15 protein-coding genes are annotated in these 22,831 nt (G+C 69.0%); 7 read left to right on the plus strand and 8 right to left on the minus strand.

All coding sequences use genetic code 11. From position 1 onward, the window contains the following. Positions 1-4,616, minus strand: a 4,616-nt coding sequence (locus Q0066_RS13830) for an ATP-dependent helicase (protein ID WP_298133865.1), incomplete at its 3' end; no start/stop codon positions are given. 81 nt (positions 4,617-4,697) lie between these two features. Between Q0066_RS13830 and Q0066_RS13835 the strand changes: the two genes are divergently transcribed. The 4 genes from Q0066_RS13835 to Q0066_RS13850 all read left to right on the plus strand — a co-directional run bounded on the left by Q0066_RS13835 (position 4,698) and on the right by Q0066_RS13850 (position 10,082). Further along, a complete protein-coding gene (locus tag Q0066_RS13835) occupies positions 4,698-6,053 on the plus strand; it encodes a DUF2786 domain-containing protein (protein ID WP_298133866.1) in 1,356 nt (451 codons plus the stop codon). 129 nt (positions 6,054-6,182) lie between these two features. Then, on the plus strand, positions 6,183-7,625 hold the full coding sequence (locus Q0066_RS13840) for an APC family permease (RefSeq protein WP_298133869.1): 1,443 nt from the start codon (positions 6,183-6,185) through the stop codon (positions 7,623-7,625). Then, positions 7,625-8,938 (plus strand): glutamine synthetase family protein, encoded by a 1,314-nt coding sequence (locus Q0066_RS13845; RefSeq protein ID WP_298133871.1) that lies wholly within the window; start codon positions 7,625-7,627, stop codon positions 8,936-8,938. The genes Q0066_RS13840 and Q0066_RS13845 overlap by 1 nt, the downstream gene beginning before the upstream one ends. Beyond that, positions 8,928-10,082, plus strand: coding sequence for an amidohydrolase family protein (locus Q0066_RS13850; protein WP_298133873.1), 1,155 nt, complete (start codon positions 8,928-8,930; stop codon positions 10,080-10,082). Before Q0066_RS13845 ends, Q0066_RS13850 begins: the two co-directional genes overlap by 11 nt. 96 nt (positions 10,083-10,178) lie before the next feature. Here the strand turns inward: Q0066_RS13850 and Q0066_RS13855 are convergent, their stop codons facing one another. Together Q0066_RS13855 and Q0066_RS13860 are read right to left on the minus strand one after the other, a co-directional pair. Further along, a complete protein-coding gene (locus Q0066_RS13855) occupies positions 10,179-12,575 on the minus strand; it encodes a glycoside hydrolase family 3 N-terminal domain-containing protein (protein WP_298133875.1) in 2,397 nt (798 codons plus the stop codon). Between the two features lie 196 nt (positions 12,576-12,771). Further along, positions 12,772-13,281, minus strand: a complete 510-nt coding sequence (locus tag Q0066_RS13860; protein ID WP_298133877.1) for a hypothetical protein — start codon at positions 13,279-13,281, stop codon at positions 12,772-12,774. 131 nt (positions 13,282-13,412) lie between these two features. Between Q0066_RS13860 and Q0066_RS13865 the strand changes: the two genes are divergently transcribed. Both Q0066_RS13865 and Q0066_RS13870 read left to right on the plus strand, forming a co-directional pair. Beyond that, positions 13,413-14,012 (plus strand): hypothetical protein, encoded by a 600-nt coding sequence (locus Q0066_RS13865; protein WP_298133879.1) that lies wholly within the window; start codon positions 13,413-13,415, stop codon positions 14,010-14,012. Between the two features lie 35 nt (positions 14,013-14,047). Continuing rightward, a complete protein-coding gene (locus tag Q0066_RS13870; RefSeq protein WP_298133881.1) occupies positions 14,048-15,376 on the plus strand; it encodes an LpqB family beta-propeller domain-containing protein in 1,329 nt (442 codons plus the stop codon). A 9-nt stretch (positions 15,377-15,385) separates the two neighbouring features. Here Q0066_RS13870 and Q0066_RS13875 read toward each other — a convergent pair whose 3' ends face one another. Further along, positions 15,386-17,305, minus strand: coding sequence for an acyl-CoA dehydrogenase family protein (locus Q0066_RS13875; protein ID WP_298133883.1), 1,920 nt, complete (start codon positions 17,303-17,305; stop codon positions 15,386-15,388). Positions 17,306-17,382: 77 nt separating this feature from the next. Between Q0066_RS13875 and Q0066_RS13880 the strand changes: the two genes are divergently transcribed. Then, positions 17,383-18,207 (plus strand): DUF4253 domain-containing protein, encoded by an 825-nt coding sequence (locus Q0066_RS13880; RefSeq protein WP_298133885.1) that lies wholly within the window; start codon positions 17,383-17,385, stop codon positions 18,205-18,207. Here the strand turns inward: Q0066_RS13880 and Q0066_RS13885 are convergent. The 4 genes from Q0066_RS13885 to dhaK all read right to left on the minus strand — a co-directional run bounded on the left by Q0066_RS13885 (position 18,105) and on the right by dhaK (position 22,786). Continuing rightward, a complete protein-coding gene (locus tag Q0066_RS13885) occupies positions 18,105-19,355 on the minus strand; it encodes an FAD-dependent oxidoreductase (protein WP_298133886.1) in 1,251 nt (416 codons plus the stop codon). The genes Q0066_RS13880 and Q0066_RS13885 overlap by 103 nt on opposite strands. A gap of 1 nt (position 19,356) precedes the next feature. Then, entirely contained in the window at positions 19,357-20,472 is a 1,116-nt protein-coding gene (locus Q0066_RS13890) for a hypothetical protein (protein WP_298133887.1), read from the minus strand. A gap of 92 nt (positions 20,473-20,564) precedes the next feature. Then, a complete protein-coding gene (locus Q0066_RS13895; protein WP_298133889.1) occupies positions 20,565-21,728 on the minus strand; it encodes an AI-2E family transporter in 1,164 nt (387 codons plus the stop codon). A gap of 56 nt (positions 21,729-21,784) precedes the next feature. Further along, positions 21,785-22,786, minus strand: a complete 1,002-nt coding sequence (gene dhaK / locus Q0066_RS13900) for a dihydroxyacetone kinase subunit DhaK (protein ID WP_298133892.1) — start codon at positions 22,784-22,786, stop codon at positions 21,785-21,787. Positions 22,787-22,831 lie beyond the last annotated feature (45 nt).

Here is a 22,831-nt window from a genome sequence, read left to right on the forward strand (position 1 = left end):
CGCAGGCCCTGGGGCGTCAACCGGAATCCTGCTGCGGCCAGGGCTTCGGCCAGCGCGTGGTCGGAGCCGAGCACGTCGGCACCGTCGATCTTGGCCACCGTCATCTTGCCGAGCACACCGGCATGCACCGCCTGCGCCAGTGCCTGCGCGGCGGCGGTCAGCTGGTCGGCGTCGTCGGCGAAGGACAGCAGGGTGCGGCCGCCCCGTTCGACGTAGAGGGTGAGATCGCCGTCGGCGAGCACCACCAGGGCGCCGGCCTTGCGCCCGGGCTGATGCTTGGTGCCCTCGGCGCGCGCCGGCCAGGGCAGGGCGGCGCCGTAGGGGTTGGCCGGATCGGTGGCGGCCAGCACCAACGCACCTGGCGCCGCGGGCGCTTCACGCAGCAGGTCGATGGCGTGCCGGTCGCTGAACTGGGCGGCACCCAAGCCCTCGACGAAGTAGCCGCGGCGCACCTGACCGGCCTCCTCCAGCGCGCTGAACACCCGGTAGGCGCCGGCGAAACCCCCGGTCACCTCCTCGTTCGCGACGCTGCCCCGGGTGACCACCCCGTACCGGTCGAGCAGCACCTCGGCGCGTGCCGCGGCCAGCACCGTCGGCTCGGTCTCGACCGCCGGCAGCAGCGCCCATCGTCCGGACGCCTCGGGCGGGCCGGACGCCCGGGGCAGCGGTCCGCGGGGCAGCGGACGGCGTCCGAACCGGCCTCGCGCGGGCGTCGGCCGGGACTTCAGGCTGGCCCGGCCACCGCTCAGCAGCGCCCGCAGCGGCGCCAGGGTGTCGTTGCTGAGGTGGCCCGCCCAGACCAGCTGCCACAGCGCCTCGCTGAGTTCGGCGTCGGTGGCCTCGACACGTTCGCCGAGGGTGCGGAACAAGTAGCTGCCGCCACCGGTCAACGCCTCCAGGACGCGTCCGGCGAGCTCGCTGGGCACTTCGCCCGGCGGATGCAGGGTCAGCGGCGCCATCTCGGCCGGGTGCAGGCTGACCCAGCCGTCCGTGCCGGCCAGGGCACCTGCTCCTTGCCAGACCACCTCGCCGGCGGCGAGCAGTTCGTCGAGCATCGCCGGACGGTAGTCCCGCACCCGGGCCGGCAGCACCAATGACTCCAGTGAGCTGGCCGGCACCGGGTAGCCGGCCAACTGCTCGACCGCGGACAAGACGCCCGCGGTTCCGGTCAGCGGCGTCCGGAGACCCTGCCACTGGGTAAGGAAGCGGGCGAACTGTCGAGGTGGGACGGGCTCGACGGCGTTGCGCAGTGCGGCCAGTGAGCGGCGCCTGAGCACGCGGAGCACCCCGGGGTCGCAGTAACTGAGACCGCCTCCACCTCGCGGGGTCTCGACAAGCTCGACCAACGGAGGCTCGACAAGCTCGATCAGCGGAGGCTCGGCCGACGGCGGCAACCAACCCGGCGGTCGCAGATCGCCCTCGACCAGACGTCCGTCGGCGACCAGCCGGCGCAGCACGCCGTGCACCACGACCGGTCCGAGACCGAGCCAGGCGGCCACGTCGGCGGCCAGGAACGGGGCATGCCCACGGGCCCAGCGCAGCACCAGATCACCCAGCGGATCCGGCACCGGCGCACGATGCACCTCGGGCACTCCCACCGGCACGCTGACGCCCAGCGCGTCGATCAGCCGTCCGGCATCTTCCACAGCGGCCCACCGGGTACCGCCGCCGATGCGCACCTCGATCACCCGGCGTTGCTCGGTCAGCGCGATCAGCCACTCGGGCACCCGCTCGGGTTCGGCACTGCGGGCACGCAGCGCGGGCAGGTCGAGCGGACCGAGAATCCGGATCAGATCGGCCAGGTCCTCCAGATCGCGGGCGCGGCGAGTCTCGACCAGATGCTGCAGTTCGGACTCGGTCCGGGTCAGCGATTCGGGGTCGAGCAGGTCGGCCAGCGCCAGACCGTCGGAGGTGCCCAACAGGTCGGCGAGCAGCGCCGGGTCGAGGGTGAGCGCCGCCGCGCGCTTCTCGGCCAGCGGCGAGTCACCCTCGTAGAGGAACTGCGCGACGTAGCCGAACAGCAACGAACCGGCGAACGGCGACGGCCTCGGCGTGGTCACCTCGACGGTGCGCACCTGTCGGGCGGCGATCGCCCGCATCAGCTCGACCAGCGCCGGCACGTCGAAGACGTCCTGGACGCATTCCCGCACCGCCTCGAGCACGATCGGGAAGCTCGGATACTGCGCGGCCACCTCGAGCAGCTGCGAGGCCCGCTGACGCTGCTGCCACAAGGCCTGACGCTTGTCCGGACGACGCCGCGGCAGCAGCAGCGCCCGGCCCGCGCACTCCCGGAAGCGGCTGGCGAACAACGCCGACGAACCGATCTGCTCGGTGACCAGGCCGGAGACCTCGTCGGGATCGAGCACGATCGCGTCCACCAGGTCGGGAACCGGGTTCCCTTCCTCGGCCCAGCCCACATCGGGCAGCCGCAGCACGATGCCGTCGTCGCCGTGCATGGCCTGGACGTCGACGCTGTGCGATTCCCGCAGCCGGGCCGCGATGGCCAGCGCCCATGGCGCGTGCACCCCGGCGCCGAAGGGTGAATGGATCACCACCCGCCAGTCGCCGAGTTCGTCGCGGAATCGCTCCACCACGATCGTGGTGTCGCTGGGCAGTTGCGGGATCACCTCGCGCTGCTCGGTCAGATAGCCGATCAGGTTGTCGGCCGCCCAGGCGTCCAGGCCGGCCGCCGTGGCTCGCTGCCGGGCCGCCTCGGGGGAGAGGCCACCGAGCTCGCGGACGAACGCGCCCAGCGCCTTGCCCAGCTCGGCGGGCCGACCCAGCGTGTCGCCCTTCCAGAACGGTAGTCGTCCGGGTTCGCCGGGCGCGGGGCTGACCAGCACCTGGTCGTGGGTGATGTCCTCGATCCGCCAGGTGGAGGTGCCCAAGGTGATCACGTCGCCGACGCGGGACTCGTAGACCATCTCTTCGTCGAGTTCGCCGACCCGGCGTCCGACCCCTTCGCCGAGCACGAACACGCCGAACATGCCGCGATCGGGAATGGTGCCGCCCGAGGTGACGGCCAGTCGTTGCGCGCCGCGGCGTCCGGTCAGGGTGTCGGTGGTGCGGTCCCAGACCAGCCGTGGCCGCAGTTCGGCGAACGCCTCGGACGGGTAGCGTCCGGCCAGCATGTCGAGCACCGATTCGAGCACCGGACGGGTCAGCCCGCTGAACGGCGCGGCGCGCCGGACCAGGGCCTCCAGGTCGGGCACCGTGATCGAATCGAGCGCGCAGATCGCGACGATCTGCTGGGCCAGCACGTCCAGCGGATTGGACGGCACCCGCAACTCCTCGATGGCGCCGGCCCGCATCCGTTCGGTGATCACCGCGGTCTGCACCAGGTCGCCGCGGAACTTCGGGAACAGCACGCCGCGGGAGACCGCACCCACTTGGTGGCCGGCACGGCCGACCCGTTGCAGCCCGGACGCCACCGACGGCGGCGCCTCGACCTGCACCACCAGGTCGACCGCACCCATGTCGATGCCGAGTTCCAGCGACGAGGTGGCCACCACGGCGGGCAGCCGCCCGGCCTTCAGGTCGTCCTCGGTCTGGGCGCGCTGTTCCTTGCTGACCGAGCCGTGGTGGGCGCGGGCCAGCAGTGGCGGGGCGCCGTGGGACTGGCCGGACTGGGCCATGATCTCCGCCGGCGCCCGAGTCCGCTGGTCGAGCTTGTCGAGACCCAGCGAGGATCGCTCTGCCCAGATCTCGTTCAACCGGGCGGTCAGCCGCTCGGCCAGCCGGCGCGAGTTGGCGAACACCAGGGTCGAACGATGCGCGGCGATCAGGTCGACGATCTTCTCTTCGACGTGCGGCCAGATCGAGGTGCGCCGCGGATCACCCGCCGCCGGGCCGGAGAGGTCGTCGGTGACCTCGCCGAGCGCGCCCAGGTCGGGCACCGGAACGACGACCGACAGCTCCCAGGACTTCTCGCTGGGCGGGTTGACGATGCTGACCGGACGCCCACCGGCCAGGAACCGGCCCACCTCCTCGATCGGACGCACCGTCGCCGACAGCCCGATGCGCTGCGCCGGGCGTTCCAGCAGGGCGTCCAGGCGTTCCAGGGACAGCGCCAGATGGGCGCCGCGCTTGCCGCCGGCCAGGGCGTGGATCTCGTCGACGATCACGGTCTGGATATTGCTGAGGGTCTCGCGGGCGGCCGAGGTGAGCAGCAGGAACAGCGACTCCGGGGTGGTGATCAGAATGTCGGACGGCTCGCGCGCGAAGCTGCGGCGCTGGTCGGCGGGGGTGTCGCCGGAGCGCACCGCGACCGTGATCACCGGCGGTTCGACCCCCATCCGGACGGCCTCGTGGCCGATCCCGACCAGCGGCGAGCGCAGGTTGCGTTCCACGTCGACGGCCAGCGCCTTCAGCGGCGACACGTACAGCACGCGGCAGCGTTTCAGCTTCTCAGGGGTCGGTTCGGTGGCCAGCCGATCGAGCGCCCAGAGGAATGCCGACAGCGTCTTACCCGATCCGGTGGGCGCGACCACCAGGGTGTGCTGACCGGAACTGATCGATTCCCAGGCCCCCGCCTGGGCCGCGGTGGGCGCGGAGAAGCTGCTCCGGAACCAGCTCGCGGTGGCCGGGGAGAACCGATCGAGAACGTCGTCTGCCATGACGCGACCACAATGCCACGCCGCACTGACACAAACTCTCGCCCGCAGATTCTGTCGGAGGCACTTCTTACGATCTGCGTCATGAGTCGCGGAAGTCAGACCAAGAGGGCCACCCGAGCCAAGGAACGGGCCCGGCAGCGGGCGCGTGAGAAGCAGCAGCCGCCACGGCCCAATGGGCCGGCCAGCCCGTTCACGGCGGAGGCCGACAGGTTCTTCGACAGTGCCTTCCATCGGCCCCGACAACCGGATCCGCGTCCGCGGGGGACGACCGAGATCTTGGCGGATGCCCGCGCCGGCAGGCCGATGCTGCCGATCCTGACCGAGGCGCGGTCCGTCGAACCGGCCAAGTTCTATGCCGACGCCGAACCGGTCCTGGTGGGCTGGGTGCGCGAGCTGTACGGCAGCGGCTGGCAGCCAACGGAGCTGATCCGCATCGCGCGGACGCGGGCGAAGGCTGCCGGTGCTGACCTGGTCCGCTTCGCTGTCGCGGCCGAGCGAGCCTCGCGGCACGACCCGACGCTGGACGATCCGCAGTGGATCCGGCAGTGGACCGCTGCAGGTTTGCCCCGGCAGCTGCCGGGCCATGGCTGGGCGATGACCTGGGCCAGGCGGGTGCCCGACGATGCCCTGGTGAGCGTCCTCAGGCTCGCGGCGGTCCTGGGCCGGCTTCCCGACTTGGAACAGCTTCTGGCTCCGCCGCCCGGCGTTCGCGTCCGACGTCCGTTGGTCGGCCGGTCCGCCTCCGCCGCGAGCGCCAATCCGATCCTCGAGCGTGTCCGTGCGCTGCTGGCGAAGGCGGAGTCGACTGAGCACGAGTCCGAGGCGATGGCGTTCACCGCGAAAGCCCAGCAACTGATGACCAAACACGCCATCGAGCAAGCGATGGTTGATGAGGGCGGCGCAGCCGAGAATTCTCCGGGGATGATTCGGGTTCCACTCGACCCGCCCTACGCCGACGCCAAGGCGCTGTTGCTGCAGACGATCGCCGAGAACACCCGCTGCCGAGCCCTCTTCCTAGCCGAACTGGCGCTGTCCCACGTGATCGGCTACAGCGACGACCTGGAGGCGGTCGAACTGCTGTTCACCTCGCTGCTTGTGCAGGCCCAACGTGCGTTGGCTGAGGCGAGTGCGACGGCTCCAGCGGGGGCGCGCACCCGGTCCCAGGCGTTCCGCTCCGCCTTCCTGCTCGGCTTCACCGGACGGATCGGGGAACGACTGGAGGAGGTCCGCAGGCTTGCCTACGCGGGCACCGACGCGCAGGGATTCCTGCCCGTGCTGCGTTCGCGGGACACCCGCATCGACGAGTTCATGGCCGACCGGTTCGCACGCACCACCTCCGAACGGGTCCGTGGTGGCTACGACTCCGCCGGCTACGCGAGCGGCCGGATGGCCGGCGATGCGGCGGCCCTCGCCTCGGGCGACCTGACGGCCGAGTAGCGCTCGGACTGTGCTGATCGCCGGCTGTCACCCGCCCATGACAAGGTCTCAGCCCGGGAGGGGGGTGCTTGACGCCGAGAACCCCTAGCCAGCACGTTTGCCTGAGAACCCGCCAAGGAAGCAGGAGCCATGTCTGATACCGCCACCACCGGAAAGCTCAGACTCTGGCAGGCGATCGCCATCTCGGTCGGCTTCATGGCGCCGGTGCTGGCGATGTCGCTCAACGGCATCGGGGTGGCCGGCATGGTGGGCGCGAGCGTTCCGCTGGTGTTCGTCATCGCGTTCGCCGGCGTCGGCGCGGTCGCCTACGGCTTCGTCCGGCTCACTTCGTACTTCAACCATGCCGGCTCGATCTACGGCCTGGTCGGCATCACCGTCGGACCGCGCGCCGGCTTCTTCGGCGGCTGGTCGCTGCTCGGCACCTACGTGTTCTTCGCCGCCTGCACGATGGCCTCCTGCGGAGTGTTCTTCGAAGCGTTCCTGCAACAGCTGGGCGTCACCGCGATGCCGAACTGGCTGATCGTGGCGCTGCTGGCCGCCGTCCTGGTGCTGGCGCTGAACCTCCGCGAGTCGACGGTCACGGCCAATGTGCTGCTGCTGATCGGCGGCATCGGCATCGCCGCGCTGCTGGCGCTGGCCGCGGTGATCTTCGGCCGGGCCGCGGCGGGCAGCGCACCGAACGGTCAGACGATCGACGTGGTCAGCACCTTCACCCCCGGCGACGTCCCGTTCGGAACCCTGATGGCGGCCTCGGTGTTCGCCTTCCTCTCGTGGGCCGGCTTCGAGTCCTGCTCGTCGCTGGGCGAAGAGACAGAGAACCCGCGCCGCAACATTCCGCGGGCGATCGCCGGCGCCGTGATCCTGGGCGGCCTGCTGTACGTGCTGATGATGTTCGCCCAGACCGTCGGCTTCGGCACCGACGCGGCCGGCATCGCGGCGTTCGCCGGATCGACCTCCAGCATCACCGACCTGGCCGCCATCTACGTCGGCGAATGGTTCGCGGTCGTCCTCGCGTTCTGCGCGTTGGCAGTGGCGCTGGCGTCCACCATCGGATCGACCGCGGCGGCCGGACGTCTGCTGTTCGCCCTCGCCCGGGACGGATTCGGGCCCAAGCAACTTGGCGTGCTGAGCAAGCACGGGGTGCCGGGCAACGCCGTGACCTGCGTGGTGGTGCTGTCGTTCGCGCTGTGCGCCGGGCTCGGCTTCGCCGGCGTCGCCGCCTTCGACGCCTACTACTGGTACGCGACGATCGCCGTGCTGTGCATGCTGGTCGCCTACTCGGTGGCCTCGGCGGGCGTCATCTACTTCACCCTCAAGGGCAACAACACCATCCCGAAGTGGGAGATCGCCATCCCGGTGCTCGGCATCGGCTACCTGCTCTACGTCTACAGCCAGCAGTTGGGCACCGAGTTCCCCTACACCCTCTTCCCGTGGATCGCCGGCGCCTGGTGCGTGATCGGCCTGCTGGTGATCTTCCTCGCACCGTCCATCGCCCAGCGAGTGGGCGCCCATCTCACCGAAGAGCTCGGTGAACCCGACGAGGCCGCGACAGCGGCCGGTAAGGAGTCCTGATGACCAGCGAACTCGGTTTCGTCGGAACCAACGATCTGGTCGGCATCACCCGCGGACGCGCAATGCCGTTGGCCCGGCTCGAAGATTCCCTGGACACCGGCTGCGGCTGGGTGCCGGCGAACCTGGGCATCGGGCCGTTCGGGCACATCGTCGCCGACGGTGCGGTGTTCGGCTCCACCGGTGATCTGCGGCTGATCCCCGACCCGGCGACCCGCACCCAGTTCCCACCCGGGCCGGACGGCCGGCCGGTCACCGTGATGCTGGGGGACACGGTCAACATCGACCTGACGCCCTGGGCCGCCTGTCCGCGCACCTTCCTGCGCACCGCGCTGGCCGACCTGGCCGCCGAGACCGGGCTGCACATCTACGGCGCCTTCGAACACGAGTTCATGCTGGTCACCGACGACGCGCCGCCGGCACCGTTCTCGCTGGACGCCCTGCTGGGCGGCGAACCGTGGGGTTCGGGCCTGGTGGCGGCGCTCACCAAGGCCGGCATCGAACCGGAGAACTGGCTGCCCGAGTACGGGGCGAACCAGTGGGAGGTGGTTATCCCACCGGCCCTCGACGTCGAGATCGCCGACCGTGCGGTGCTGCTGCGCGACCTGGTCCGGCACTACTCGAAACTGCACGACAAGCAGGCGTCCTTCTCACCACTGCTCGACCCGGACGGCTCCGGCAACGGCGTCCATCTGCATGTGTCGCTGCGCACCGGCGACGGTGTGCCGGCCACCTTCGACGCCTCCCGGCCGGGACGGATGTCCGAGGTCGCCGGCCAGTTCGCCGCCGGCATCCTGCGACACTGCCGGGCGATCACGGCGCTGACCGCGTCCAGCGTGGTCTCGTACCAGCGGCTCACCCCGCATCGCTGGTCGGCCGGACACGCCTTCCTCGGCGAGCAGAACCGTGAGGCAATGCTGCGGATCTGCCCGCTGGTCGAGGTCGAGGGCAAGAACCGTGCCGCGCAGTACAACATCGAGTACCGCGCCGGCGACGCCACCAGCAACCCGTGGCTCTACCTCGGCTGCATCGTCCGGGCCGGCCTGGAGGGCATCCGGAACAAGCTGCCGGCACCGCGGGTGCTCGACGTCGAGGTGGACGCCCTGACGCCCGACGAACGTGAGGCGGCCGGCGTCCGGACGTTGCCGGCGTCGCTGACCGAGGCCTTGGACGCGCTGCTGGCCGACGAGGTGGTCACGGGCTGGTTCGACCGCGAGATGCTGGACACCTTCCTGGCCATCAAGCGCGAGGAGATCGCCCGGGCCAAGGGACGCTCGGAGGCCGACATCTGCGCCGACTACCGCGATGTCTACTGACATCTCTGCTGGTCGAGCCTGTCGAGACCTGATCGACGCGGTCGAACTGATCGACCACCACTGCCACGGGGTGATCACCGGCCATCCCACGGCCGCCGTCTTCGACGACCTGATGACCGAGTCACCGTGGCCGGCCCCGGCGGGAACCTCGGGCTGGGACTCCCAGGTGGGGTTGGCGATCCGTCGTCGGTGCGCACCGGCGCTCGACCTGTCACCCGACCGCAGTCCGGCCGACTACCTGGCGCGGCGCGCCGAGCTGGGGGCCGGCGAGGTCAACCGGCGACTGCTGGGGGCAGCCCGCCTGCACACCCTGCTGCTGGACACGGGCTACCGCGGCGATGACATCCTCGACGTGCCGGGAATGGCGGAGGTCAGCGGTGCCGAGGCGCACGAGATCGTCCGGTTGGAGGCGGTCGCCGAACAGGTGGCGGCGGTGGTGGGTTCCGGGGCCGGCTATCCGGAGGCGTACCGGGCCGCGCTGGCCTCCGCGACCGCGGACGCGGTGGGGCTGAAGAGCATCGTCGCCTACCGGTACGGCCTGGATTTCGCGCCCGGACGGCCCAGCGAGGCTAAGGTGGCCGAACGGGCCGCGGCCTGGCTGGACGAGATCGCCCGCACCGGCGTCGTCCGGCTCACCGACCCGGTGCTCTTGCGGTTCGGCATCTGGTGCGGCGTCGACCTGGCGCTGCCGCTGCAATTCCATGTCGGCTACGGGGACGCCGACGTCGACCTGGTTCGCTGCAACCCGTTGCTGATGTCCGCCTGGTTGAAGGCGACCCGCGAGTCGGGAACGTCGGTGATGCTGCTGCACTGCTACCCGTACCACCGCGAGGCCGGCTACCTGGCCCAGGTGTATCCGCACGTCTACTGCGACGTCGGGCTGGCGATCAACTACACGGGGGCGCGCTCGGCAGCGGTGATCGCCGAATCGCTGGAGCTCACCCCGTTCCACAAGGCGCTGTTCTCCACCGACACCTTCGGGCTGCCCGAGCTCTACTACGTCGGGGCGCAGCTGTTCCGTCAAGGTCTCGCTGAGACCCTGGCCGAGTGGATCGACCGTGGTCATGCCTCAGTCGCGGACGCCGTCCGGATCGCCGAGTTGATCGGCAACGGCAACGCCCGGCGGGTGTACCAACTCGGTTGAGGGCCCGGGTCTCGACAAGCTCGGGCAACGGGACGAACTCGACCAACGGCAAAGCGGGGTGAGTCCGACCGCGATCGGACTCACCCCGCTCAGCTGTCAGCGGTGCTGGTGCTTTCCGCGGATCTTGCCGTACCAGTTCAAGCCGAAGCCGAACTTGTAGACGTTGCCGCGAGAGTCGACGTAGGGCTTCATGTCCTCGCCGACGTCCTCTTTCTGCTTCTCCACCGCGTTCATGTTCTTCGGGCTGGTCAGCGGCAGGCGCCCCTGCGGGTTGTGCTGGCCCAGAGCGGTCTCGATGAACACCCGGTCGTTGATCGAGTAGCCGACCAGGATCGCGTCCACCTTCTTCTCGAACTCCTTCGGGATGAAGCTGCTCTTGGCCTTGACCGAGACGATGACCGGAATGTTCTTCCCGGTGCGGCGCTCGACCTGCTTCACGGCCTTGACCGTGCGGTTGAGTGCCTTCAGGTCGAACTCGTTGCCGATCTTGGAGGTGGCGCCGAAGTAGGACCGGTTCTCCTGGCGACCGTTGTCCAGGATGTCGCCCGCGATCGACTTCTTGCGCACGTTCGGACCGGTGGCGGTGTAGGGCTTCCACTGCAGCGACAACGGGTAGTAGGTGTTATCGGGATTCCGTCCGGCGCCGGTGAAGTTGTCGCCGTTGTCCGGGCTGCGCATCGCATGCAGAACAAGATCGACGTTCTTGAGGTCGGGCATGATGTAGTCGACCACATCGCCATTCGAGTTCTTCACCGGGGTATCGGTGAGCACCTTCTTGAAGTAGTTCTTGGCCAGGTCGGCATCGAGCGTCGGCCCCACTCGGTCGACGGTGGCCTGCGAGAAGACGCTCGGGAAACCGTGCCCGATCGAGCTCGGAATGTAGACGGTCTTGTTCTTGAACTGCCGCAGCGATGCCTGCCGAATCGTCCGGTGGGAGTTCTTCAGCATGACCACCGAGTCGAACTGTCCGTCGATGCCGGCCTGCACCTTGTCGGCGCTCGCCACGATCTTCTGCGACGTGGCCAGGTCGAGGTAGGGGTTCTCGAACAGGCCCGGGTACATCAGCATGCGCAGAATGCGCTCGCCGGACTGGCGGAACCGGGTGTCGGCGTCGATGCTGTTCTTGCCGGCCTTGAAATCGTCCTGCCACATCTGGTGGGCGGCCAGTACCGGCAGCTTCTTGTTGTTGCCGCCATACATGTCAACGCCCGCCTTCAACACGGCGTAGTGCCGCTCTTCGACGGACGCCTTCTCCATGCCCCAGGCCATTCCGAAGATGGAGTTCGGGTCGGTGTAGCCCGTGGTGACACCCCAGTCGGTGCAGATGACGCCGTCGTAGCCGCTGTTGCGCAGGCCGCCGATCTTGACCTTGTCGTAGGCGGAGCCGACCCGGTTGCCGGTGAGCGGCTTGCCGTTGCCGGCGATCGCGATCGAGTACGAGCTCATCACCGCGGTCGCGTTCTTGGCCGCCATGAAGGGCTTGGTGTGTTCGGCGTAGTTGTTGCCCGGGTAGACGGCGTACTTGCCGGCATTCAGGTGCGACTCACGACCGCCCTCACCAGCACCGTCGCCGGGCCAGTGCTTGATCATCGTGTTGATCGAGTCCGAACCCCAGCCGGTTGAGCGTCCGCGCTTGTCGTAGGTGTTCTGCGAACCGTCGACGTAGGCCTTGGCCATCGTCTTGGCCAGCTCGACGTTCTCACCGAAGGTGCCGTCGTTGCGCAGCCAACGCGGCTCGGTGGCCAGATCGATCTGCGGACCGAGTGCGGTGGTGATTCCCATCGCCCGGTACTCGGCCGACGAGATCTTGGCGAAGTTCAGCATGGTCTTCTCAGAGAACGTCGCGGCTAGGCCGATGTTCGAGGGCCAGCGCGAAATATCATCGCCCTCGGCGTTGTAGGCCGAGTCCTGGGCCGCGGTGGAACGCGGGTCGGAAGAGAAGTTCACCGGAATGTAGGGCAGCCCGGACGCCGCCTGCTTCTCGGCGAAGGCCTGCATCGCATTCACCCAGGTGACGTTGGCCGTGACATCGTTCGGGCCGGCGTTCAACACATTGCGAAGCTGGTCCTCCTTGATGTATTTCCGCTGCGCGTCGGTGAGACCGTCCTGCGGGTTGCGCTCGTGTGAACTGAATAGCATCAGGCCGGCGATCTGCTCGATGGTCACCTCTTGGGCCAGGGCCTTCGCCCGCTCGTCGACCGATTTGCGCCAGTCTTCCCAGGTGTCCAGCTTGCCGTTGGCGTTCATGTCCTTGAAGGCCAGGGTGGTCTTCCCCGACTTGATCTTCAGCAGCTTGACCGGCCCGCCGGCGATGTAGCTCAGAGTGGCGCCACCATTGGGGTTGGTGACCACGGTGAAGGAGGTGGTTCCGTCGGTGACCGTCTTCTCGGTCGGGCCTTGGCCGTACGGATCGGCTTGCGCCGCCGGTGGGGCCAATAATGTGCAGGTGAGCACGCCGCCAACAATGGCGGCCAGGGTTGGGGTGGTTCGCAATGCGACTCCTTCGATCAGTCCAAGCCCGGGGGTATGGATCGAACCGCTCCGGCGCTGGAATGGGGGGCTATCGCCCGGCGTCGTTGCTCAGGCGATCCGCCATACTTGCACAGGACTAGGCTGGCGCACAGGCGGTTCTCAGAAGTTGTTCAGCCGAATAAATGCTGGAGCCTTTCGTCGGCGACGGAAATCGACTTCAGCGGCTGTAGGTGTACCGGGAACCCAACAACCAGATCACCACGGCCAGCACCACCGTTGCGGCCAGTTGTGCCGGATACAGCCAACCCACCGGCACGCTCGCCGGCAGCGACACCACGGCGGACGCCGCGCCGAGCAGGGTGACCAGTGGAATGGCCACTCGCAGCACCTGCAGGGTGACGGCGTAGCCACCGTCCCGCTTGCCGAGTCGCTGCAGCAGCGCGGTGCACAGGCAGTAGACGAAACCGAGCACCGCCAGCCGCAGTCCGACGTCCGCCAGCAGGCTGATCAGGGCGAGTGGCGAGATGAATTGGACGAGTTCCAGCACCAGCGCGGTGATCGCCAGATTGCGGGCCCAGACGAACCACTTGCTCAGATCGATGAGTTGGTTCATGCCGATCGCAGCCAGGGCCCAACCGATCAGGTCGAGCGACAACAGCAGCGAACCGAGGCGGATCTCGACCAGCACCAGGACCAAGCCGATGGCGGCAAGACGAAGCGGCGGCATGCCGTAAGGGTAGCCGGGTGACCGGGGGCTCGGGGAAATGCCGACCTCAATGCCATGGCTTGACCAGAGTGCAACTGTCCGATATTTGTTTGCTACGCGCGGGGGGCGCGTGCTGATTCAGGGGGGGAATCGTGTCCACGGACGATCTATTTGACGTGCCTGCACAGGCGCCGGCGGCAGCTGCGAATCCGAGTGCGGACGGACCGCGACGGCGACGACGAAATCGATTTCGACTGGCGGCCGTCGCCGTCCTGGCCCTGATGCTGTCGCTGGTTGCGCCGGGGGTGAGCCATGCCGGTGGTGTCTGGCAGGGCACGTACGGCGCGGGCCAGAACGCTCCGAGCTACAACGATGGCATCGCCCGTTGGTGGTACTCCTGTGTGCCCGACCAAGCCGTGTTCAAGGTCACCAGGGCTTCCATCTATGTGTGGTCGAAGGGCAAGGACAGGGTCAAGGGGGCCGAGTTCAAGTACCGACTGGTGGCGCGGGGCACCGACGGCCAGATTCAATGGTGGTCGAACTGGTCGAAGACGGCGAAGTACAAGACCAAGAAGAACAAGAAGTTCAAGGGGTGGCTGAACGCCACAGGCCTCGGACAGTCGTTCAGTTCGGCCTCGTCGTGGGATATGGAGATCAACCTCAAGTACCCGCGTTCGCTACGCAAGGCGTACAGCAAGAAATACCGGGTGCACGTCCCGAGCCCGCAATGCGGTCCGTTGGCGAACGATTGAGTGGCGTCATGAACCGAATCCGAACCCGGCGGCCGATGCAATGGAGCCGTTGGCTCGCCGTCGCACTGCTGCTGCTTGCGACCACACCGGCGCAGCTGCCCGCGCACGCGACCACCAGCGGCGCCAACGGAATGCTGCTGGTGCACATCTCGCGCGGGGGGCTGGGGCTGACTCCCGTCACAGGCGGTCCGGTGACCCGGATCACCACCGACTACACCCACGATGCACGCATGGCCCCGGACGGTGCTTCCGTCGCTTACCTGGCACGCTCGGCGAAGTCCAACTCCGAGGACGTGCGTGTGCACCGGGCCGACGGCAGCGATGCGCAGGTGACGAGCATCGCGAACGGAGCCGTCCAGGAGCTGACCTGGTCGCCGGACGGGAAGCGACTGGCCTTCCTCGTGCGCGAGCTCGATGGACACCAAGTCACTGGCGTCAAGTCGATCTACACCGTCCCCGTCTCAGGCGGGACGGCGACGTCGATCATGACCACGGCGAGCAGCGACTGGCCGGGCTGGGAGCCCAGCCTCGATTGGCATCCCAGTCGTGACTTGATCGCGTTCACCTTCGGCAGGGACATCTGGACCATGGACTCGTCCGGCAAGCAGCTGTCGCAGTGGACGCGCAACTGCGCCTATCCACGGGGGCTCGACACCACCTACCGCGGCGACCTCAATGAGTGCCGGGGCCAGTCGCCGAATAGCTACGCGGGGCAGAAGGTTCGTTGGCAGCCGACGGGCGATCGGCTGGCGGTGTCGATCTACGACTGCAACGAGGATGCGCCCTGCTCATGGTCCCTGGGCAGCCTGCAGCTCGGATCGGCGAAACCCACGAAGGTGGCGGCGTGGCCACCTGTCACCAGCGACCAGATCGTCGGCAATCGCCCGGTCGTACCGGCGCCGGACGGCAACTCCTATGCGTTCTCCGACGGGCTGAACGTGGCCCTGATCAGCCTGAAGGGTGCGATTGAGACCACCAGCGTCCACGGTCCGCTCTACGACTGGCAGGCCTGTGGCCCCAAGGGATGCCCCGTGTTCAAGGCCGTGGGCAAGCCCACCTCGATCACCGTGGTCAGTACGCTGAGCGGGCACTGCACCCCGAGCGGATGCGTCGCGGACAATCTGGTGGCCACAGGCCGATTGACACCGGCGCTCACCAAGCCCCCGGTTGCCGTTCGCTTGGAAGTCTTCAAGGGCGCCTCGTGGTCGGTGGTCGCGGTGCGGTCGGCGTCACTGAGCAAGACGGGCAACTACCGCAGCGAGTTCACGATTCCGCGCGGCGCCACCAAGTGCCGGATCACGGCTTCGTTCAGCGGAGATGACACCTACAGTTCGAGCAGCGTGACCAAGGCCTATCTGTGCTGAGCCCATCGGTCACCTGCCCCCCGGCTGTGGGAGGTGCCGCCGGACATCCGGCTTCGCCGATGGCCCCGCTACGACGGGGCTCACCCAGGGCCCTTCGTCCGAGGGCAGGACGATGCCGCCTTCGAGGAACGTGTAGCGGCCGGCCAGCACCTTCTTGGCTGCGTCATCGTCGGCGTCGTCGGTGTTCTCCCACAGGGCCGTGAACAGCGCGCCGATCCGCACCCGGGCCTGCTGGCAGAACAGGTCGGCGAGCTCGACGCCCTCGGGGTGTTCAGCCCGTTCGGCCTTGGCCCGCAGGCAGGCCGCGGTCATCGCGAACAGCTCGGCGCCGATGTCGACCACTCGGCCCAGGAATGCCTGCTTGCGCTCCATAGCCCCTTGCCAGCGGCCCATGCCGTAGAAGATCGAACGGGCCAGCTTGCGAGTGGTGCGTTCGAGGTAGCGGACATGAGCGGCCAGCGGACCGAACTCGGCGAACGAGGTCGGCACCGCGCCCTTGCCGGCGACCAGGGTGGGCAGCCAGGTGGCGTAGAAGGCGCCCGCCTTCGCCACCGCCTTGATCTTGTCCTCGCGGGAGGCCTCGGGGTCGATGATGTCGCCGGCGACGGCCAAGTGGGCGTCGACCGCCTCGCGGGCGATCAGCAGATGCATGATCTCGGTCGAGCCCTCGAAGATCCGCATGATCCGCAGATCACGCAGCACCTGTTCCGCCTCGATGCCGCGTTCTCCGCGGGCCCGCTGCGAGGCGGCGGTCTCGAAACCGCGTCCGCCGCGGATCTGGACCAGTTCGTCGGCGATCGTCCAGGCCTGCTCGGACGCGTACAGCTTGAGCAGCGCCGCCTCGATCCGGATGTCGTTGGCGTCGTCGTCGGCCAGCAGGCAGGACAGATCGAGCATCGCCTCCAGGGCGTAGGCGGTCGCGGCGATGTGGCTGATCTTCGTCGCCAACGCCTCGTGCCGTCCGACCGGACGCCCCCACTGCACCCGCTCGGCCGGCCAGCCACGGGCTACGTTCAGGCACCACTTAGCCGCGGTCACGCACAGCGCCGGCAGCGAGAGACGTCCGGTGTTCAGCGTGGTCAGCGCGATCTTCAGGCCGCGCCCCTCCCCGCCCAGCACGTTCTCGGCCGGAACGAAGACGTCATGGAACCGGGTGACCGAGTTCTCGATGCCGCGCAGCCCCATGAACGCGTTGCGGTTCTCCACGGTGATGCCGGGGGAATCGGCCTCGACGACGAACGCGGTGATGCCGCCGCGGCGTCCCTCACCGGCGGGCACTCGTGCCATCACCACCAGCAGGCTGGCGATGGTGCCGTTGGTGGCCCACAGCTTCACGCCGTTGAGTAGGTAGCCGCCGTCGACCGGGGTGGCCGAGCAGGCCAGCCGGGCCGGGTCCGAACCCACGTCGGGCTCGGTGAGCAGGAAGGCCGACACCTCGCCGCCGGCCACCCGGGGCAGGAACCGTTGCTTCTGCTCCTCGGAGCCGAACATCTTCACCGGCTGCGGGACGCCGATCGACTGGTGGGCGCTGAGCAGGGTGCCGAGCGAGGAGTGTGCCGAGCCGGCCAGCGTCAGCGCCTTGCAGTAGTACAGGTGCGACAAGCCGAGTCCGCCGTACTGGGTGGGCAGCTTCATGCCGAACGCGCCCAGCTCGGCCAGGCCGGTGAACACCTCGTCGGGGATCGACGCCTCGGCCTCGATGGCGGCGCCGTCCACGCCCTCGATGAAGACTCGCAGCCGCTCCAGGAAGGCCTCGCCGGCGGCTACCTGTTCGGGGCTGTTGGTCGGCCACGGGTCGACCAGGTCGAGCCGGAGCCTGCCGAGGAAGAGTTCCTTGCCGAAGCTCGGCTTGATCCATTCGGATTCCCGGGCGGCCTCCGCAACCTTGCGGGCCTCGCGCTCGGTGGGTCCGCTCTGAGTGGGGGACATAGGCACCTCCTGCTGCTGTACACCGACGGTACTCCGCGGCTGGCCGTGCCGGGACCGGTTGGGTGAGGATGGCTCCCATGACTGAAAGCGAAACCCTTGTCGTCCGCTCCGACGAGCCTGGACGGCTACCGCCGACAGCACCCACCAGGATCGCCGGGGTGGACTTGCCGCTGGGTGTCCTGGTGACGGCCGATCCGGGATTCTCCGACGATCCGGCCGCGCCGACGCAGCGGGCCTGGATGTCGGCCGGCCAGTTGGACGATCCGACCGCGCTGTGGTGGCGGCTGGCCCGGGTGTTTCCGGAGACGGGCCTGTGGCCGCTGGTGGTTCAGTCGCTCGATGACCCGCGCAACCCGGGGCGTCCGTGGAGCGACGGCGAGTTCTCCGACCCGATCGAGCCGGTCCGCTCCGCGGAGGAATTCTTCGCCGAGGTGCTGCCGGGTGAGCAGGCGCCGTCCGACCCTGAGCTGGAGGGTCTGGAATGGCGGTATCCGGCGGGCTTCCCCGGCATGGCGGCGACGCTACGCAGCGACTCCGAGACGGTGCAGGTGCCCCGGTTGACGTTGCCGTCCGGCGGGATCCTGCTGGTGCCGACCACCCGGCCCTCCGACGTGTTGTCGCGGCTGGGTTGGCTGGGTGCCACCAACCACCACTCGCCCGCCGACCTGACGGTCGTGCTGCGGTCCTGGGAGGACCGGTTCGGCACCGTGCCGGTGCTGCTCGGTTTCGACGTGCTGGGTGTGGCCAACGAAGCGGTTCCGACTTCGGGTGACGACCTCGATCGGCTGGTCGCCGAGCACTACGCCTTCTGCCCCGACAACGTCGACCAGGGCACCGACGACCTGGCCGAGTACGGCGAGCAGATCGCCGGCTCGCCGGCTTGGACGTTCTGGTGGGATTGAGTGCCGCTCACCCAGTCCAGTGCGGTGCGCAGCGCGACCGTGCGGGACGGCATGAACCAGTGGAAGAAGAACCAGCGGGCCAGCCAGGCCGGCCATCCGGTCAGCTGGACGCCGTACAGCTCGGTGGCTCCGCGACCCACACCGAGGCTCGCGCCCTGTCCCAGGCCCGGGAAGGTGAACGGCTTCGGCGCCCGGCCCTGGACGGCACGGACGACGTTCCCACCGATCCGCTGGCCGTGATAGATCGCCCACAGCGCGTTGGCCGGGCACGGGCCGTCACCGGAGGGATGCGGCACCGCCGCGACATCGCCGCCCGCCCAGATTCCGGGCGTCACCCGTAGCCAACGGTCGGTGACCAGCCGTCCGGACGCATCCCGCACGAACCGCTGCAGGCCGGGCAGCGCGACCGGGGTCTGCCCGACGGTGGAGATCACCGTCGTGGACGGCACGAAACCGGCCGCACCGAGATCGGCACCCTCGGCGGTGACCCGGCAGAGCCGGGCCCCTGGGAGGAACTCGACGCCGCAGGCCCGAGCCTGCGCCACCGCGTAGTCGGCGATCCGGGCGAACCGCGGACGCAGCATCGGCAGCGCCTGCGCACCGGAGTGAGCCAGGACGACGCGGGCCTCCGGTAGCCGCTGGGCGAGCGCCGCCGCGGCCTCCACGCCGGTGAACCCGCCGCCGGCGATTACCACGGTCTCCGGTTCGGTCAGCCCGGCCAAGTGCGCCCGGAGGGCGGCCAGGCCATCCGGATCCTTCAGCGACCAACCGTGCTCGGCCAGCCCCGGCACGGGTGCAGTGGCGTCCCGGCTGCCGACGCCGACCACCAGCTCGTGGTACGGCAGAGTGCGTGGCCCCTCAGCGGTCGTGATGTGCACCAGCCGCTCGTCGACGGCGACCGCGTCCACGGTGCCGGCGATGATCTCGACGCCGGGCAGCAGCCGGGTGAGCGGCACCCGAGCCCGTTCGGGACGGACGTGGCCGGTGATCACTTCGGCGGTCCACCCGTGGAAGGAGTGCTCGGGTGTCGCTGACACCAGCCGGACCCGGACGCCCTCGAGCGTTCCGGCCCGGACGGCTCGGGCGATCGCCCGCGCCGCCCAGACTCCCGTGTAGCCGCCGCCGGCCACCACGATCTCGGTGACCATCTCAGGCCGCCGCGACGAGGTCGGGCTCGGACAGTGGTTCCGGCCAGCTCACCGGACGGCCGAAGGACAACGGTTCAGCCAGCGTGAAGCCCAGGTGGGCGAAGCGCCGGGCGGCGTCCCGCATCCGGATCGCGTGGTCGACACTGGCCTCGCCCAGCGCGGATTCGGTGTGACCCGAGAAGGCCATCAGCATCGTTTCGCACAGGCAGGCGTAGGCGAGCCCACGCGGCAGCCCGATGTCGCCGCGGACGTCGATGCCCGGTATCGCCGCCACGCCGCCGTCGATGACCAGCACGTCCGGCCGCTCGGTGAGCAGCCGCGGGTCGGTGTTGCGGGGCTGGGTGTCGTCCAGCACGACCGCGCCGCGCTTGAGGTGCGTCGACCCGATCAGCGCATCTGCGGCCGAGGTGAGCAGCAGCACCAGATCGGCGTCACGGACGGCGTCCAGCGACGTGGCGGTGCGCACCTCGACGCCGGTGTCGTGCGGGGCCAGGCTCGCGGCCAGTGACGCCAGCCGCCGCTCGCCGCGGGCGATCAGGGTCAGCGTGGCACCGAGCGGCTCGTCGGCCAGCAGCCGCACCACGCACGAACCCACGCTGCCGGTGGCCCCGACGATCGCGATGTGCGAACCGGGCGCCGCGGGCAGCAGCCGGCGCAGCGCTTCGACGGTCAGGTAGGCGGTGAACGCATTCCCGGTGGTCATCGTGACACCCCGACGAGGACGCAGGAGCCGTCCGGCACCGGTCACCGGCGCGGTGAGGGCGCCCAGCCCGACGATCTCCGCGCCCAGCTCCTGCGCCCGGTCGATGCTCTGTTCCACCTTGTCGATCGCCCAGCGCCGGTCTTCGGTGAGCAGCTGGCGAGCGCCCACCGGCACGACCAGCATCCAGCCGTCCGGGCCGGCCTGCGGCGCGGTGTCACGCCGGCGAATGGTGGCCAGCAGCTGAGGCGGCACTGGCAGCCGGCGCAGTCCCCAGTCCCAGGCGGCCGAAGGGATGCGGCCCAGCGGACTCCAGACCCGGCCCATGTCGGCGGCCACATCGGCCCGGGGATGGGCCAGGAAGGCGAACTTCTTGGCCGGCTGGTCCGGCGAGGCCGGGGAGAGATCGACGCTCACGGCGGCTCCTGTCTCGAATGCTCGTGTGAGCATTCAGAGCGCGGGGGAGCCGGTGCTGATACCGGTTCGGCCGGTCCGCGCGCCGACTTCGATCAGGAGCGATCGTCCTCCGGTTCTGGTTCCGGTTCCGGTTCGACCTCGGGCTCTTCGGTGACGGCCGGCGCTTCCAGCGGCGGCACCGGCTCGGCCGCGCCCGGCACGACGTTGTCGAGATTGCCGCCCAGGAAGATCGACAGCCAGCGCGTCCGGGGGTCGGCGTCGAAGAAGATGCCCTTGCAGAACAGGGTCAGCGGCACGGCCAGAATGGCGCCCAGCGGGCCGATGATGATCGACCAGAAGACCAGCGAGATGAACGTGGTGGTGATGTTCAGGCCGACGGCGTCGCCGGTCACCTTGGGCTGGATCACCATCGATGCGATGAAGTTCACCACCAGGTAGGCGACGACCATGATCACCATGGTCTGCAGATCGCGGGCCAGCAGGGCCATCAGTGCCGGCGGCACCATGCCGATGATGAAGCCGATGTTGGGAATGTAGGCGGTGACGAAGGCCAGGATGCCCCAGGTGATCACCAGCGGGATCTGCAGCCAGGTCAGGATGCCCATGTTGATCGCGGCGACAGCGAGGCCGAAGATCGTGTTGACGATCCAGTACTTGCGCACCCGCCAGGAGAAGTCGAGCAGGGCGGCCGCCAGATTGGGCCGTACCCGAGCCAGCTTCGTGCCGCCCTCGCCGGTGTCGGTCAGGTCGATCGAGATGAACGCCACGAACAGGAACAGCGAGCCCAGGAAGGTCACCCAGAACCCCACCTGGCCCATCACCCCGGTGACATAACCGAGCAGCCGGGAGTAGTCGAAGGTGGTCACCCATTGGGTGATCGTCTCCTGACTCACTCCCCAGGCCATCAACTGGGCGGACGCCTGGCTGTACAGGGCGTTGAACCGGTCGGCGTAGGCCGGCATCGCGGCGACGAACTGGATCATCGCGACCGTCACGGCAAGCAGGATCGCGAACAGCACCAGGAAGACCACGAGCATGCCGATCAGTGCGCTCAGGAACTTCGGCACCCGGTGCGCGTTCAGCCACAAGACCAGCGGGCGAGCCGTGAGCACCAGCGTCATCGCCAGGAACACCGGCGCCACCACGTCGCGGATGAAGTAGACGCCGACGAGGCAGGCCACGATGGCGGCCCCGGCATAGAGCATCCGGATCCCCTCGGGCGTGCCGTGGGTTTCGGAGGTGGTCGCTGCGCTCACGGCTCGGAGTCTAGTGCTGAGACACCCGGGCTCCGCCAGGCACGGCCGGTTAGTGGCTACATGCCTGCGCGCCAGCCCGCGGTGTGCATCGGGGCGTCGTAGAGCTCGGTGAGTTCGTCGTCCAGCCGCATCACCGTCAGCGAGGCCCCGGCCATCTCCAATGAGGTGAAGAAATTGCCCACCTGGCTACGGGTGACGTTGATTCCCATGTCGGCCAGCCGGTTCGCCGCCCGGTTGTACATGATGTACTGCTCGCACAGCGGGGTGGCGCCGAGGCCATTGATGTAGAGCAGCACGTTCTCGCCGCGCTCCAGCTTCAGGTCGCCGACGGTGGCGTCGAGCAGGGTGTCGACGATGTCGTCTGCCTTCATCATCGGGACCCGCTTCACGCCCGGCTCGCCGTGCACACCGATGCCCAGCTCCATCTCGTCCTCGCCGAGCTCGAAGGACGGCTTGCCGACCGTCGGCACGGTGCACGGGGTGAGCGCCAGGCCCATGGTGGCCATCCAGTCGTTGGCCTTGGCGGCGATCCGGGTCACGTTCGCCAGGTCGTCGCCGCGGTCGGCGGCGGCGCCGGCCAGCTTGAAGGCGACGATCGCGCCGGCCACGCCGCGGCGTCCGGCCGTCCAGGTGGAGTCCTCCACGGCGACATCGTCGTTGATCACCACGGTGGTGACCGGAATGTCCTCCATGTCGGCCAGCTCGGCACCGGTTTCGAAGTTCAGGATGTCGCCGGTGTAGTTGAGGATCAGGTGCAGCACGCCGGCGCCGCCGTCCGCGGCCTGGGTGGCGGCGAGGATCTGGTCCGGAGTCGGCGAGCTGAAGAAGGCGCCGGGCGCCGCGGCGCTCAGCATGCCCTTGCCGACGTAGCCGCCGCCGAGCGGTTCGTGGCCGCTGCCGCCACCTGAGATGACGCCGACCTTGCCTTGGACGGCGCCGCCGGCCCGGCACACGTAGAGCGGGTCCTCATGGACCTCGACGATGTTCGCGTAGGCGGCGGCGAAGCCGCGGTTCATCTCGTCCAGCACGGTCGCCGGGTCGTTGATGATCTTCTTCATGACTTCTCCCTTTGGACTGCCGGCGGCCTCGTCGCCACCGGTCGG

Origin of the sequence: Micropruina sp., from assembly GCF_027492755.1 — a bacterium.
In the GTDB taxonomy this organism is placed as follows: domain Bacteria; phylum Actinomycetota; class Actinomycetes; order Propionibacteriales; family Propionibacteriaceae; genus Micropruina.